Source organism: Pseudomonas sp. NBRC 111130 (genome assembly GCF_001320485.1).
Lineage (GTDB): Bacteria > Pseudomonadota > Gammaproteobacteria > Pseudomonadales > Pseudomonadaceae > Aquipseudomonas > Aquipseudomonas vlassakiae.
In genome coordinates this window covers 139433-151974 of sequence record NZ_BCBG01000001.1, presented here as the reverse complement: position 1 = coordinate 151974, position 12542 = coordinate 139433, and the positions used below count along the sequence as shown (strand labels likewise).

Here is a 12542-nt window from a genome sequence, read left to right as displayed (position 1 = left end):
CATCGCCACCTGATGCGCTTTTTCTAGCTGCAGCTTTTCAAGCCAAATTGCATGACTGACAACTGCGCGGAAACTTGATTCACAGGTTGGACCCAAACCTTGTCGCCCACGGTTTTCATACCGTATTCAATGTCAATACCGCTTTCGTTCTTCCCGGAAATGTACAGCACTGCCGAGCCCTTCTTCCCGAATAGCCCGTCCGCCTCGATGGCGATCGAGTCGATCCTGGCCACGGCTCTGCATTGGCTGTTCATCCGCCCAAGATCGGTAACGATTTGTGAGCCCAGTTGGCGGATCAGGCTTTCCCCGGTTTTTTCGAATGCCGCATGTTCATTCCATGCAACGGCTACATATCCGCACCCAGCAAGCAGAACGACAAAAGCAACAAGCTTCTTGATGAACGACACCCGTAACCCCGAAAGATGAAATTGGCGAATGATGCCGCAGCACTGTGATTGCGGACTGGGGAATAAAACCGGGGCGCATACTACCAGTGAAACGCTGGCCCAGCCCCGCATCGTTCATGTATCAGTCTATCCAGCGCCATAGCGGTTCATCCAACAGCCCAACCCCGCGCAGCTGGGTCTGGCCTTGTACCTTCTCCAACTCCAGCACATTGCACCCCTCGCACGCCGTCAACGCCTCGATCAGTGGCCTGCTGTGCGACACCACCCACACCTGGCTACGCTGCGAAGCGCGGATGATCAGCCGCGCCAGGGCCGGGAGCAGGTCGGCATGCAGGCTGGTTTCCGGTTCGTTGAGCACCATCAGCGATGGCGGCCGTGGCGTCAGCAGCGCGGCCATCAGCAACAGATAGCGCAGCGTGCCGTCCGACAACTCGGCGCCGCCCAACGGGCGCAGCAGCCCATGCTGATGCAGTCGCACACTGAACAGGCCGCCCGGTGGCGCATCGATCTCCAGGCGGCTGCCGGGGAATGCGTCCTCCAGTGCAGCTACGAGGTCTTCAACTTCACCGATCTCGATAATGGTCTGCAGCGCCGAGGCGAGGTTACGGCCGTCGTGGTGCAGCACCGGCGAGCGGGTGCCCAGTTGAGGCTGTCGGCAGGGCGCATCGCGGTCGATGCGGAAGTGGTCGTAGAACCGCCAGCTGTTGATGAAGGCCCGTAGCTCGCCGATCTCCGGTGCTTGCCGTGGGCGGCCGACGATGTTAAAGAAGCTCTCACAACTGTCGGCATGTTGATCGAGCACCGTCCAGCTCTTGCCCTCGCGGGCACGCACCATGGCGTTTCTGCGCTCCACCAACAAGGAAGCCGGCCGGTAGGCACCGGCGCCCCAGATGGCTTCACTCTTGATCTCGGGGTCGAGCATGAAGGCGCTGGGATAGGGCAGGGGAATCGGCAGGCCGAGGGAGATGGAAAAACCGAAATTTTCAGTGGCAAAACCCAGGCGCAGGCGTTTGACGTCGCTCGGATGCTGGCCTTGGATGGGCACTTCACTGCGCTTCATGCGCGCTCTCATCTCAGGCCCGGCCCACCAGGTCGAATCCAGTCCGCCTTCGCGGGCCAGTGCTTCGATCACGCCGCCCTGGGCGGTTTCGGCGAGCAGGCGCAGGGCTTTGTAGAGATTGGATTTACCGCTGCCGTTGGCACCGGTCACCAGGTTGAGTTGGCCTAGCGGCAACACAAGGTGGTTGATCGAGCGGTAGTTGCCGATGGCGAGGGTTGTGAGCATCCGGTGCGTCCCAGGTTGAACTAAGTGGCCGACTGTGGCTGAACTGGGGCGGCGTTACCACTGGTCAGGTCGGCTTCGGGAGTGGGGTCAAAATTGGCAGCGACCGGCCGAGATTAGGATCCACATTGACCATGTGCAACGAAAATTGGGCGTCGGCAGTATCTTTGGGAAAGGTCCTACAAGGAAGGGGCTAAATCTGATTTTATTAGCCTAATGGCGTAACAATATGTGACTGCTCAGCCCCATAAACCGACTCGAACAATCGCGGCCGTGGCCCACCCAGCAAGGGTGAGCCAGGCCAGCGTCAGGCTTGCTTGCGCTTGAACAGCTTGCCGATGAATCCGGCGATGGCCACCAATCCCAGAACGATAAATTTCTTGAACGCCAGCAAGGCCACCCCGATCTTGGCAAACAGCCCCGCCTTGGCAGCGATGCCACCGGCAACCAGTGCGGCCAGCCCATACGGCGCCAGTTTGTCAGTCTTGGCGTCGTAGTCGGCGTAGCGGTTGCCGTCGGTGAAGTTGGTAAAGGCGAGGATCTTCGGCGTTTCCTGCTTGATGGTCTGCAGGTCGGCCATCGCCGCCACGGCGTTGAGCTCCAGCACACCTTCGCGGCCCAGCACGCGGATGCTGTAGTTCAGCGTGGTCTGGTCGGCGTCTTCGGCCTTCAACTCTCGCGCCCAGTACATCTTGTGGGTCGCCTGGTCGTACCTCGGTGGCTCGGCCCAGCCCAACAGGGTCAGGCCGGCATAGCCTTGCTTGCGGCGCTCCTTGTTGTCTTCCTCGTCTTCGGCCTTCATCTGCTCGAGCAGTTCGGCGTAGTCGATCTTGGCGGCGTCATCGTCGGAAATGTGGCCGTCGTTCTTGTAGCTGATGATCACGCCCCAGCCGTTGTCCGCCAGTGGGTTGACGGCGGTCGGGATGATCATGCCGAGGGTCTTGAAGCCCGGTGGGTTGCCCCAGCCTTCGGTCAGCAGGCGCTCGGTGTCGGCCGGCGACAGGTAGTAGAACTCGTTGTTGAGTTGCAGGCTGGCGATGCCGCTGGGCAGGGTGATGGTGCCGTGCTGGGGCTTGAGCGTGGCCAGCCACTGTTCGGCGGTTTGCTGCGGTTGTTCGCTGGTGGTTGGCGCAGACGCGGGGGTGTTGGCGGCAATGGCGGGCAAAGTGGTTGCGCAGAGCAACACTGCCGCCAGCAACTGGCGCAGGTGTTTCATCGTAGTCCCTTACAATTTGAATCAATTTGGCCGCGCAGGGTAGCTGAAAGAGCTGGCCAAACGCCAGAATTTCATGTTCATGCAATGCGGCAGGCTTTAGTGCGAACACTGGCGCGGTCGCTGCCATAGACCGTGTCGGGTTCTTCGTGAGTGGACTCGCTCCTACAGGGCCACGCTCTAGAGCCGATCTGGTCGTAGCCGTCCGCCTGCCATTAACAGTAAGGATCGTTGAATGGAACAGTCTTGCACCACGTATTACCTGGAAATGTCCTCGCCCTCCGAGCTGAAGGCAAAGCCTCAACCTCTGGACCTTCAGATTATTGAATGTGAAGTGCCCCAGCCGGAACTCAATCGGTTCCTTTACCAGTTGGTGGGTACGGCTTGGGAATGGGGCGATCTTGATGTGTGGACGCTGTCGGACTGGCAGGCGCTCGTTGAGCAGGAAGGCCACCGTACTTGGGTTGCCTATCACCGGGGTGCGATAGCGGGCTATTACGAGCTTTACCGGCCGGATGGGCGTAACAGTGAAATCCGCTACTTCGGGCTGGCACCTCAGTTCCTGGGGTGTGGCTTCGGTGGGGCGTTGTTGAGTCACGCTATTCAATCCGCGTGGGCGTGGCAGGGTACGGAGCGGGTTTGGGTGCATACCTGCACGTTGGATCATCCTGCTGCGCTGAGTAACTATCAGGCGCGGGGGTTGCGGATTTACAAGCAGGAAGAGACCTGATCCAGTGGGTTTATTGAGGAACTATTATCTGGTCCGCGTATTCACAATTCAGGGATCAATTGTGAGGGCTAAGCCATGACAGACCAGATACAGGATCAGCAACCAGCCGATGTGCCGGCTCACTCGACCGAAGAGGAAAAAGCGCGGCTCAAGGACAAGAACAAGGATGGGATTCCGCCAGGCGCTGAGTGAGGGCTGCGGTAGCTGGGGCCGCTTTGCGGCCCATCGCGGCTGAAGCCGCTCCCACAGGGCAGGTCAGCGCTGGTAGGCCTTGCCGAAGTGGCGCTCAAGGCGTGCCTGCACCAGCTCCAGCAGGATCGACAACACCCAGTAGATCACCGCCGCCGTGGTCAGCATCTCCAGGTACCGATAGCTCGACCGGCCATACGACTGCGCCAGGAACATCACTTCCCAAACCCCCATCACCGAGATCAGCGACGAGTCCTTGAGCATCGAGATGAACTGGTTGGCCGTGGGCGGGATGATCACGCGCATGGCCTGGGGCAGTACGATGCTGGTGAAGATCTGCACCGGCCGCAGGCCCAGTGCCAGGGCGGCTTCGCGCTGGCCGCGGGCGACGCCGAGGATGCCGGCGCGGAAGATCTCGCTCAGGTACGCACCGTAGTTCAACGACAGCGCGATGATGCCGGCGCTGATGGCGCCGGGCACCAGACCCAGCTGCGGCAAGCCCAGGTAGATGAGCAGGATCTGGATCAGCAGCGGGGTGCCGCGGAAGAACGAGGTGTAGAAGCTGGCGATGCCCACCAGCACCGCGCTGTTCGACAAGCGCGCCAGCGCGGCGGCAAAGCCGAATGCCACCGACACCACCATCGAGCACAGGCACAGGAACAAGGTCAGCGCTGCGCCTTGCAAAAATCCGTTTGGCCCGAGCTTGAAACCGGCGAGGTTGGGGAATTTCTCGACAATGATCGCGAACTTCAGATCGAAGCTGAGGAAGAACGCCACGAACAGGGCGAACAGCGCCAGCCAGGTCAGGTACAACCGGGTGCGGAAGCCGAACAGGCCGGCAACCGTGGCGCGGGCCACGGGGTTGGGGGCAGGGGGGAAAGTGCTCATTTGCTGATGTCGGCGCCGATCCATTTCTGCGAGATCTGCGCCAGCGTGCCGTCAGCCTTCAGCTCGGCGAACACTTGGCGCACCTTGGCGTCCCACTCCGGGTCGCCTTTTTCGATGGCCACCGAATTCGGCTCTTCATACAGCGGGGCGCCGGCCAGCTTGAAGCGGTTGTCCTGGTCCAGGCGCGGCTTGGCGGTCACCAGGTTGGTGAGGATGGCATCCAGGCGCACGCCAGCGCCCAGGCCGAGGTCCTGGAAGGCGACGTTGTCGGTGTCGTAGGGGGCGATCTGCACGGCCTCGAACGGGTAGTCGATGTGGCGGTCTTCGGCACCTTCAATTACCAGGTTCTTGTTCAGGTAGCTCTCGTAGCTGGAGGCGGCGGTCAGGCCGACCTTGCGGCCGTCCAGGTCCTTGGCGCCGTGGATGCGGTCATCCTTGGCGTTGACCACAATGACGGCGGGCGAGGCGTAGTACTCCACCGGGAAAGCGAACACTTCGGCGCGGGCCTTGCTCGGGGTCATCGAGCAGATGCAGATGTCGTAGCGCCCGCTCCAGCGGCCGGCGGCGATCACGTCCCAGGAGGGGGTTTCCAGGCGCAGCTTGACGCCGAGCTTGTGCGCCACTGCCTTGGCCACATCGACGTCGAAACCGTCGAGCTGGTTCTGCTCGTTGAGGAACGAGAACGGCGGGTAGCTTTCCATCAGCACATTCACCAGCTCCTTGTTCGTCTCGACGCGCTCGAGGGTAGTGCCGGCAAAGGTTTGGGTAGCGGTAGCGAGCAACAGGAGGCTCGCGCCGAGCAGGGCAGGGATGCGCATGTAAACACCTGAAAAGTTGGCAAAACGGGACAGGAGGTATTAAATAGTTATAAATAATCTAAACATAATGAATTTTAATCATAAGCACCTTTGGAGACGTTATATGACACAGCGAGCGATGGTGGTTCTGGACGGTGGCATGGGGCGGGAATTGCAGCGCAGCGGCGCGCCGTTCCGGCAACCGGAGTGGTCGGCGCTGGCCTTGAGCGAGGCCCCCGAGGCGGTGGTCGGGGTGCATGCGGCTTTCATTGCCGCGGGAGCGCAGGTGATCACCAGCAATAGCTATGCGGTGGTGCCGTTTCATATCGGTGAAGAGCGTTTCGCCCGCGAGGGCCTGCAACTGGCCTCGGTGGCGGGGCAGCTGGCACGTCGGGCGGCCGATGCCAGTGCGCAGCCGGTGCAGGTGGCAGGGTCGTTGCCGCCGTTGTTCGGTTCCTACCGGCCAGACCTGTTCCAGCCGGAGAGGGTGGCGCAGGTGCTGACGCCACTGCTGCAAGGGCTGGCGCCGCATGTGGACCTGTGGCTGGCGGAAACCCAGAGCTCGATTGCCGAGGTGCGGGCTATCCACAGCCACTTGCCAGCGGACGGCAAGCCATTCTGGGTGTCGTTCACCTTGCAGGACGAAGAGGTCGACAGCGTGCCGCGCCTGCGCTCCGGCGAGCCGGTGGCCGATGCCATCGAGGCGGTGGCCGGCCTGGGTGTTGCGGCGGTGCTGTTCAATTGCAGCCAGCCGGAAGTCATCGGCGCGGCGCTGGAGGTGGCGCGCTTGGTGATCGACGCTCGCCAGGCGGATATCGCCATCGGCGCCTACGCCAATGCCTTCCCGCCGCAACCGAAGCAAGCCACGGCCAACGATGGGCTGGATGAACTGCGGGAAGACCTCGACCCGCCCGGCTACCTGGTGTGGGCCCGCGACTGGCGGGCGCGTGGGGCGAGCCTGATCGGCGGCTGCTGTGGCATCGGGCCAGAGCATATTGCCGAGATCAAGCGCGGCCTGGATTGAAAGGCACTGTGGCGCGGCGTTTGGCCGGGTGGAAGATACCATGGTGGATGGCACGGGCTTCGCCCGTGTTCGCGGGCAAGCCCGCTCCCACAAGGATCGTGTCCGCAGTGGAGATCAGTGGGCGGGAAGCAGCTCTGCGATTGCGCTGTTGAGGATGTCCAGTGTGCAGGGTTTGCGGATGAAGCGCGCATTGGCTGGGAGAAAACCGGGGGGGACGACGCTATGGGCCGAGACAATGATCACGGGTAGTTCGGGATGTTCTGCCCAGATCGCTTTGGCCAGGCCCAGACCATCCATGTGCCCAGGCATGCGCACATCGGTAATCACCAGTGCCAGGTTTGGCAGGCGCGCCAAGGCTGCCAAGGCGTCATCGGCGTTGGCGCAGTCGGTGACGCGGTGGCCGAAGTGCGTTACTGCTTCGCTCATCAACCACCGCAGGATGTCGTCATCTTCCACTACCAGTACATGGCTTTTCATCGCTTCCCCCTGTCCCTTGCCATCTAGATGCGGGTTATAACAAGGCGTTTCCGAAAGCTGACGGAAGGCGCTCAAGCGGTTTCTTTGCCCGTGGCAGTTCCTGGGCTAGTCTGGTTGGACGTTTGATCAGGGTGATTGGCGAGGATCGCAATGAGACTGTATGACTTCATCGAGAGCGACATGGAGAGCATTCTCCTGGCCTGGGAAGACTTTGCCCGCTCGGTCGAGACGGATTTGCCCAAGCAGGATTCAGTCGGCCTCAGAAACCATTCGGAAAATATCCTGCGTACCGTTGCCGCCGACATGCGCACCGCTCAGACGGCCTATCAACAGGCCGAGAAAGCGCAAGGCCGGGCCCCTCAAAAGTCCAGCGACACGGCAGCTCAGTCCCATGCGGTGACGCGCCTGATTGCCGGTTTTTCCATGGACCAGATGGTCGCGGAGTACCGGGCCTTGCGCTCCAGCGTGCTTTCTTTATGGCTGGCACAAGAGACCTTGCAGGACGCGCATCACGTCCAGGACATGATCCGCTTCAACGAGGCGATAGACCAGGCCCTGGTCGAATCCATCGCAGCCTACGGCGCCGCTGTGGAATCTACCCGCAAGATGGTCCTGGCCGTGCTGGGGCATGATCTGCGCTCGCCGCTGGGCGCGGTGCTCATGGCGGGCGACCTCATCCTGCGCCAGGGCGCTTCAGACGAGAAGGTGAAGCTGCTGGCCTCTCAGGTATGTAACAGTGCCCGCCGTGCCAACAACATGGTCAACGACCTGCTGGACCTGGCGCGTTGCAACTTGGGCACGGGCATTCCGGTGCACCCGCAGCCGGTGGAGTTGAATGCGATCTGTCGTTCGGTCATCCAGGAGCTGCGCGCGGCCACCCCTGAGGCGACAATCGTATTGGAGGAGGCCGCGCCGATTACTGGCCAGTTTGATCCGGAACGCATGGCTCAGGTGTTCTCCAACCTGATCGGCAATGCCCTGCGCCATGGCGATTCGACGCTTCCTATCCGTGTCTCGCTGGCCCATGAGGCCGGTGTGCCACGCATTCGCGTGCACAATTCGGGAGAGCCGATTCCCGAGGCCGTGATGCCTTATCTGTTCAAACCCGAAGGTCGCTACTCCAGCTATGCGGAGGGCGAGCGGGGCTCAGCTGCCGGGCTTGGGCTGGGCCTGTTCATCGCGGCGGAGATCGTCGCCAGCCATGGCGGCAGGATCGAGGTCATGTCGACAGCGGAGCAGGGGACGCTATTCGAGGTCATCCTGTCGGACGCTTGACGACCCCGCTGCCCGGGTCAGAACACCGACCACCCGATCCGCGCGCTGAGCAGCTCCAGTGCCGCCATCCCCGCCAGTGAATTACCCGCCGTATTCAGCTCCGGCGACCACACGCACACGGTGAATTGCCCCGGTACGATGGCCACGATCCCGCCACCCACGCCGCTCTTGCCGGGCAAGCCGACCCGGTAGGCGAAGTTGCCTGCCTCGTCGTAAAGCCCGCTGGTGGCCATGATCGAGTTCACCTGCTGGGTCTGGCGCCGGCTGAGGATCTGCTCGCCGCTGTGCTTGCAGAACCCGTCGTTGGCCAGGAAGCAGAAGGCCCGCGCCAGGTCCAGGCAGCTCATCTGCAGCGCGCAGTAGCTGAAGTAGCTGCGCAGCACCGTCTCGACTTCATTATGGAAGTTGCCGAACGACTGCATGAGGTAAGCCATGGCGGCGTTGCGCGCGCGGAACTGGTACTCCGAATCGGCGACCTTGGCATCGATGGCGATGTGCGGGTTGCCCGACAGCCGGCGGACGAAATCACGCATCGACAAGGTCGGCGCGGCAAAGCGCGACTGGTTGATATCGCAGATCACCAGCGCGCCCGCGTTGATGAACGGGTTGCGCGGGCGGCCACGCTCGAACTCCAGCTGCACCAGCGAGTTGAACGGCTGGCCGGAGGGCTCGTGGCCCAGGCGCTCCCAGATGGCTTCGCCGGAGTGGCCGATCGCCTGGACCAGGCTGAACACCTTGGAAATACTCTGCACCGAGAACGGCACCAGGGCGTCGCCTGCGCAGTAGTAACTGCCGTCGTTGCCATACACGGCGATGCCCAGCTGATTGGCAGGCACGTCGGCCAGCGCCGGGATGTAGTCAGCCACTTTGCCCTTGCCGATCAAAGGGCGCACTTCGTCGAGAATCTCGTTCAACAGCGTTTGCATGGAAGGCCTTGTTATCAGTCCCCGGACGACCGCGAGGGGGTTGCGCTTGTGACGCAGATCGCACGGCAGAAATCACACGCGGATGCACAAATGGCGCCGGTGATCATGGCCCGGCGTGCTCGGCCATCAGTTCCACGACCCAGTTGATGAATACCCGCAGCTTGGCGCTGACATGGCGGTTGGGCGGGAAGGCCAGGTACAGCGGCATCGGCGCCATCTGCCAGTCTTCGAACAGCGCCACCAGTTCGCCGCTGGCCAGGTGCGGCCTGGCCATGTAGTGCGGCAGCCACAGCGCACCCAGGCCTGCGAGGCCGGCCGCGAGGTAGGCGTTGCCGTCGTCGACTGTCAGCACTGAACGGCCCTGGACCTCGACGCGCTCTTCGCCGCGCTGCATGACCAGTGGCAACGCCTTGCCGGTGCGAAACCACAGGTAACTGACCGTGCGCTGGCGGCCCTCTTCCAGTTGCCGTGGGTGCAGGGGCCGGCCAACGTCCTGCAGGTACCCCGGGGTCGCGTAGACGCCGAGCTTCAGGTCGGCCACATGCCGCGCCACCAGGGACTGGTCGGTGATCTCGCCCCCGCGCACCACGCAGTCGACGTTTTCTTCGATGATGTCGACGATGCGGTCGCTTGCACCCAACGTCAGCTGGATGTCCGGGTAGCGTGCATAAAAAGCGGGCAGGGCGGGAATCAGCAGCAGGCGCGCCAGCGGGCTGGGGACATCGACCCGCAAGCGCCCGCGTGGCGCTGCCGAAGCGCTGGACAAGCTGGTCTCGGCATCGTCGATATCTGCCAGCAGCCGCACGACGCGTTCGTAGTAGGCAGCGCCATCGGCGGTGACATTGACCTTGCGCGTGGTGCGGTTGAGCAGGCGCACGCGCAGCCGGGCCTCCAGTTGCTGCACCAGCTGGGTCACGCTGGTCTTGCTCATGCCCAGGGTGTCTGCGGCCTTGGTGAAGCTGCCGGTTTCCACCACGCGGGCGAAGGCCTGCATCGCATTGATACGGTCCATTTGAGGGCTCGATCAGGTCGGGATTGTTTGGATTATACAAACAGTCATGACCAGCATTGCCCGTTTATCCGCGCAGGCGGCCTTTCTACAGTGGCTGCACCGTAACCCACCCGGAGTTTTGCCATGACCCCTCAACGCGATGCCGTCTTCCCGCCTGACCGTCACGCCTTGTATGACCTGCACCGTTACTCGCCAGCAATTCGCGCCAATGGTTTGCTGTTCGTGTCCGGCCAGGTAGGCAGCCGCAAGGATGGCTCTGCCGAGCCCGACCTGGCGGCGCAGGTGCGCCTGGCGTTTGCCAACCTCAACGCGATCCTGGCCGAGGCGGGCTGCAGCTTCGCCGATGTGATCGACACCACCCTGTTCATGATCGACCCCGACACCACCTTCGAAACCATCTGGGCGGTCGCCGCCGAGTTCTGGGGCGAGGCCCCTTACCCGACGGTCACAGCGGTCGGGGTGACCTGGCTGGCAGGCTTCGACTTCGAGATCAAAGTCATTGCCAGGCTACCCTGATGCGCGGCCCTCACGCTCAGTGCGAATGCCGCGGCATCCCGCCTTCCCGGGCAATCACGCGCATGTGCAGCGTCGCCGGCTCCAGGCAGCCGCCGGTGGACAACTGCCCCACCAGCTGGCGGTAGAGTTCCTGCCAGGGCGTCTGCGAGGCCGGGATGTTCGGCTTCCAGGCGGCGCGGCGGCGTGCCACTTCTTCATCGTCCACCAGCAGGTCGACGCGGCGCTGGTTGAGGTCCACGCGCAGCCAGTCGTTGGTCTGCAACAGCGCCAGGCCGCCGCCGACCGCCGCTTCCGGTGACATGTTGAGGATCGACGGGCTGGCCGAGGTGCCGCTCTGGCGACCGTCGCCCAGGCACGGCAGCGAATCGATGCCTTGCTTGATCAGCGCGGCCGGGGGCGCCATGTTGACCACTTCGGCGCTGCCGGGGTAACCCACGGTACCGGCGCCGCGGATCACCAGGATGCAGCGCTCGTCGATGTCCAGCGATGGGTCGTCGATGCGCGCGTGGTAGTCCTCCGGGCCTTCGAACACGATGGCGCGGGCCTCGAAGCTGTTCTCCTTGCCAGGTTCGGCCAGGTAGGTCCTGCGGAAGGCCTCGCCAACCACCGACATCTTCATGATCGCGCTGTCGAAGAAGTTGCCGCTGAGCACGATGAACCCGGCATTGTGCTTGAGCGGCGCGTCGAACGGCAGGATCACCTCGCGGTTGCTGGTAACCGTATCGCTGACCACCTCGCCGATGGTCTTGCCGCTGACTGTGGCACAGGCCTCGTGCAGGCGGCCCGCCTTGCGCAGTTCATGCATCACCGCCGGCACGCCGCCAGCGCGGTGGAAGCCTTCGCCCAGGTATTTGCCGGCGGGCATGCAGTTGACCAGCAGCGGTACGTCTTCGCCGATGCGCTGCCAGTCGTCCAGCGACAGCTCGATGCCCATGTGCCGGGCGATGGCGATCAGGTGCGGCGGGCAGTTGCTCGAGGCGCCCAGTGCCGAAGCCACGGCAATGGCGTTTTCGAAGGCTTCGCGGGTCATGATCGACGACGGGCGCACATCCTGCAGCACCAGTTCGCAGATGCGCCTGCCGGTGGCGTAGGCCATCTGCCCGCGCTCGCGGTAGGGCGCGGGGATGCTGGCGCAGCCCGGCAGCGACATGCCCAGGGCCTCGGCCAGGGCGTTCATCGACAGCGCCGTGCCCATGGTGTTGCAGTGGCCCACCGACGGCGAGGCGGCGGTGGTCATTTCCATGAAGCCTTCATAGTCGATTTCGCCTGCGGCCATCAGGTTGCGGGCGTGCCACAGCACCGTGCCCGAGCCAATCAGCTGGCCTTTGTGATGCCCGTCGAGCATCGGCCCGCCCGACAGCACGATGGCCGGCAGGTCGGTGGTGGCTGCGGCCATCAGGCAGGCGGGGGTGGTCTTGTCACAGCCAGTGGTCAGCACCACGCCGTCCAGAGGGTAGCCGTGGAGGATCTCCACCAGCCCCAGGTAGGCCAGGTTGCGGTCCAGGGCGGCAGTGGGGCGGCGGCTCTGTTCGGCGATCGGGTGGACGGGGAATTCCATGGGGATGCCGCCGGCATCGCGGATCCCGGCCTTGACCCGCTGGGCCAGTTCGATGTGGTGGCGGTTGCACGGGGTGAGGTCGCTGCCGGTCTGGGCGATGCCGATGATCGGCCGCCCCGACTGCAGTTCGTCGCGGGTCAGGCCGTAGTTCATGTAACGCTCAACGTACAGCGCGGTCATGTCGGCGTGGCTCGGGTCGTCGAACCATTGCTGGCTGCGCAGCGGGCGTTTGGCGGTATCGGTCATGT

Annotated in this window: 13 protein-coding genes; 4 read left to right on the top strand and 9 right to left on the bottom strand. The window is 63.2% G+C overall.

What is annotated here, in order from left to right:
* Positions 1–23: 23 nt before the first annotated feature.
* From APH33_RS00910 to APH33_RS00900, 3 genes are all read right to left on the bottom strand, one after another.
* The gene (locus tag APH33_RS00910; protein WP_156351850.1) at positions 24–407 is read right to left on the bottom strand and encodes a hypothetical protein; all 384 of its coding nucleotides are present in this window, start codon (positions 405–407) and stop codon (positions 24–26) included.
* Positions 408–528: 121 nt separating this feature from the next.
* A complete protein-coding gene (locus APH33_RS00905) occupies positions 529–1692 on the bottom strand; it encodes an AAA family ATPase (protein WP_054883348.1) in 1164 nt (387 codons plus the stop codon).
* A gap of 304 nt (positions 1693–1996) precedes the next feature.
* On the bottom strand, positions 1997–2905 hold the full coding sequence (locus APH33_RS00900; RefSeq protein ID WP_054883347.1) for a DUF2167 domain-containing protein: 909 nt from the start codon (positions 2903–2905) through the stop codon (positions 1997–1999).
* A 232-nt stretch (positions 2906–3137) separates the two neighbouring features.
* On the opposite strand from APH33_RS00900, the gene APH33_RS00895 reads away from it, so the two are divergent.
* Positions 3138–3632, top strand: coding sequence for a GNAT family N-acetyltransferase (locus APH33_RS00895; RefSeq protein ID WP_054883346.1), 495 nt, complete (start codon positions 3138–3140; stop codon positions 3630–3632).
* A 255-nt stretch (positions 3633–3887) separates the two neighbouring features.
* Here the strand turns inward: APH33_RS00895 and APH33_RS00890 are convergent, their stop codons facing one another.
* Together APH33_RS00890 and APH33_RS00885 are read right to left on the bottom strand one after the other, a co-directional pair.
* Positions 3888–4709 (bottom strand): amino acid ABC transporter permease, encoded by an 822-nt coding sequence (locus APH33_RS00890; RefSeq protein WP_054883345.1) that lies wholly within the window; start codon positions 4707–4709, stop codon positions 3888–3890.
* Positions 4706–5527: an ABC transporter substrate-binding protein gene (locus APH33_RS00885; RefSeq protein ID WP_054883344.1), complete on the bottom strand. Its 822-nt coding sequence runs from the start codon at positions 5525–5527 to the stop codon at positions 4706–4708. Before APH33_RS00885 ends, APH33_RS00890 begins: the two co-directional genes overlap by 4 nt.
* A gap of 118 nt (positions 5528–5645) precedes the next feature.
* On the opposite strand from APH33_RS00885, the gene APH33_RS00880 reads away from it, so the two are divergent.
* Positions 5646–6530 carry a homocysteine S-methyltransferase family protein gene (locus APH33_RS00880; RefSeq protein WP_177332324.1) on the top strand — a complete coding sequence of 295 codons (885 nt, stop codon included), beginning with the start codon at positions 5646–5648 and terminating at the stop codon, positions 6528–6530.
* 114 nt (positions 6531–6644) lie between these two features.
* Here the strand turns inward: APH33_RS00880 and APH33_RS00875 are convergent, their stop codons facing one another.
* Positions 6645–7007, bottom strand: a complete 363-nt coding sequence (locus APH33_RS00875) for a response regulator (protein WP_054883342.1) — start codon at positions 7005–7007, stop codon at positions 6645–6647.
* Positions 7008–7157: 150 nt separating this feature from the next.
* Between APH33_RS00875 and APH33_RS00870 the strand changes: the two genes are divergently transcribed.
* Positions 7158–8282: a sensor histidine kinase KdpD gene (locus APH33_RS00870; RefSeq protein WP_054883341.1), complete on the top strand. Its 1125-nt coding sequence runs from the start codon at positions 7158–7160 to the stop codon at positions 8280–8282.
* Between the two features lie 17 nt (positions 8283–8299).
* Here the strand turns inward: APH33_RS00870 and glsB are convergent, their stop codons facing one another.
* Positions 8300–9208, bottom strand: coding sequence for a glutaminase B (gene glsB, locus APH33_RS00865; RefSeq protein WP_054883340.1), 909 nt, complete (start codon positions 9206–9208; stop codon positions 8300–8302).
* Positions 9209–9311: 103 nt separating this feature from the next.
* Positions 9312–10220 (bottom strand): LysR family transcriptional regulator, encoded by a 909-nt coding sequence (locus tag APH33_RS00860; RefSeq protein ID WP_054883339.1) that lies wholly within the window; start codon positions 10218–10220, stop codon positions 9312–9314.
* Positions 10221–10343: 123 nt separating this feature from the next.
* On the opposite strand from APH33_RS00860, the gene APH33_RS00855 reads away from it, so the two are divergent.
* Entirely contained in the window at positions 10344–10736 is a 393-nt protein-coding gene (locus APH33_RS00855; protein ID WP_054883338.1) for a RidA family protein, read from the top strand.
* 16 nt (positions 10737–10752) lie between these two features.
* Here the strand turns inward: APH33_RS00855 and APH33_RS00850 are convergent, their stop codons facing one another.
* Positions 10753–12540, bottom strand: coding sequence for an IlvD/Edd family dehydratase (locus tag APH33_RS00850; RefSeq protein ID WP_054883337.1), 1788 nt, complete (start codon positions 12538–12540; stop codon positions 10753–10755).
* Positions 12541–12542 lie beyond the last annotated feature (2 nt).

Coding starts and splice junctions, on each gene's coding strand:
- APH33_RS00850 (WP_054883337.1), bottom strand. CDS start 12,540: ATGACCGATACCGCCAAACGCCCGCTGCGCAGCCAGCAATGGTTCGAC.
- APH33_RS00870 (WP_054883341.1), top strand. CDS start 7,158: ATGAGACTGTATGACTTCATCGAGAGCGACATGGAGAGCATTCTCCTG.
- APH33_RS00900 (WP_054883347.1), bottom strand. CDS start 2,905: ATGAAACACCTGCGCCAGTTGCTGGCGGCAGTGTTGCTCTGCGCAACC.
- APH33_RS00905 (WP_054883348.1), bottom strand. CDS start 1,692: ATGCTCACAACCCTCGCCATCGGCAACTACCGCTCGATCAACCACCTT.
- APH33_RS00860 (WP_054883339.1), bottom strand. CDS start 10,220: ATGGACCGTATCAATGCGATGCAGGCCTTCGCCCGCGTGGTGGAAACC.
- glsB (WP_054883340.1), bottom strand. CDS start 9,208: ATGCAAACGCTGTTGAACGAGATTCTCGACGAAGTGCGCCCTTTGATC.
- APH33_RS00875 (WP_054883342.1), bottom strand. CDS start 7,007: ATGAAAAGCCATGTACTGGTAGTGGAAGATGACGACATCCTGCGGTGG.
- APH33_RS00895 (WP_054883346.1), top strand. CDS start 3,138: ATGGAACAGTCTTGCACCACGTATTACCTGGAAATGTCCTCGCCCTCC.
- APH33_RS00855 (WP_054883338.1), top strand. CDS start 10,344: ATGACCCCTCAACGCGATGCCGTCTTCCCGCCTGACCGTCACGCCTTG.
- APH33_RS00890 (WP_054883345.1), bottom strand. CDS start 4,709: ATGAGCACTTTCCCCCCTGCCCCCAACCCCGTGGCCCGCGCCACGGTT.
- APH33_RS00880 (WP_177332324.1), top strand. CDS start 5,646: ATGGTGGTTCTGGACGGTGGCATGGGGCGGGAATTGCAGCGCAGCGGC.
- APH33_RS00885 (WP_054883344.1), bottom strand. CDS start 5,527: ATGCGCATCCCTGCCCTGCTCGGCGCGAGCCTCCTGTTGCTCGCTACC.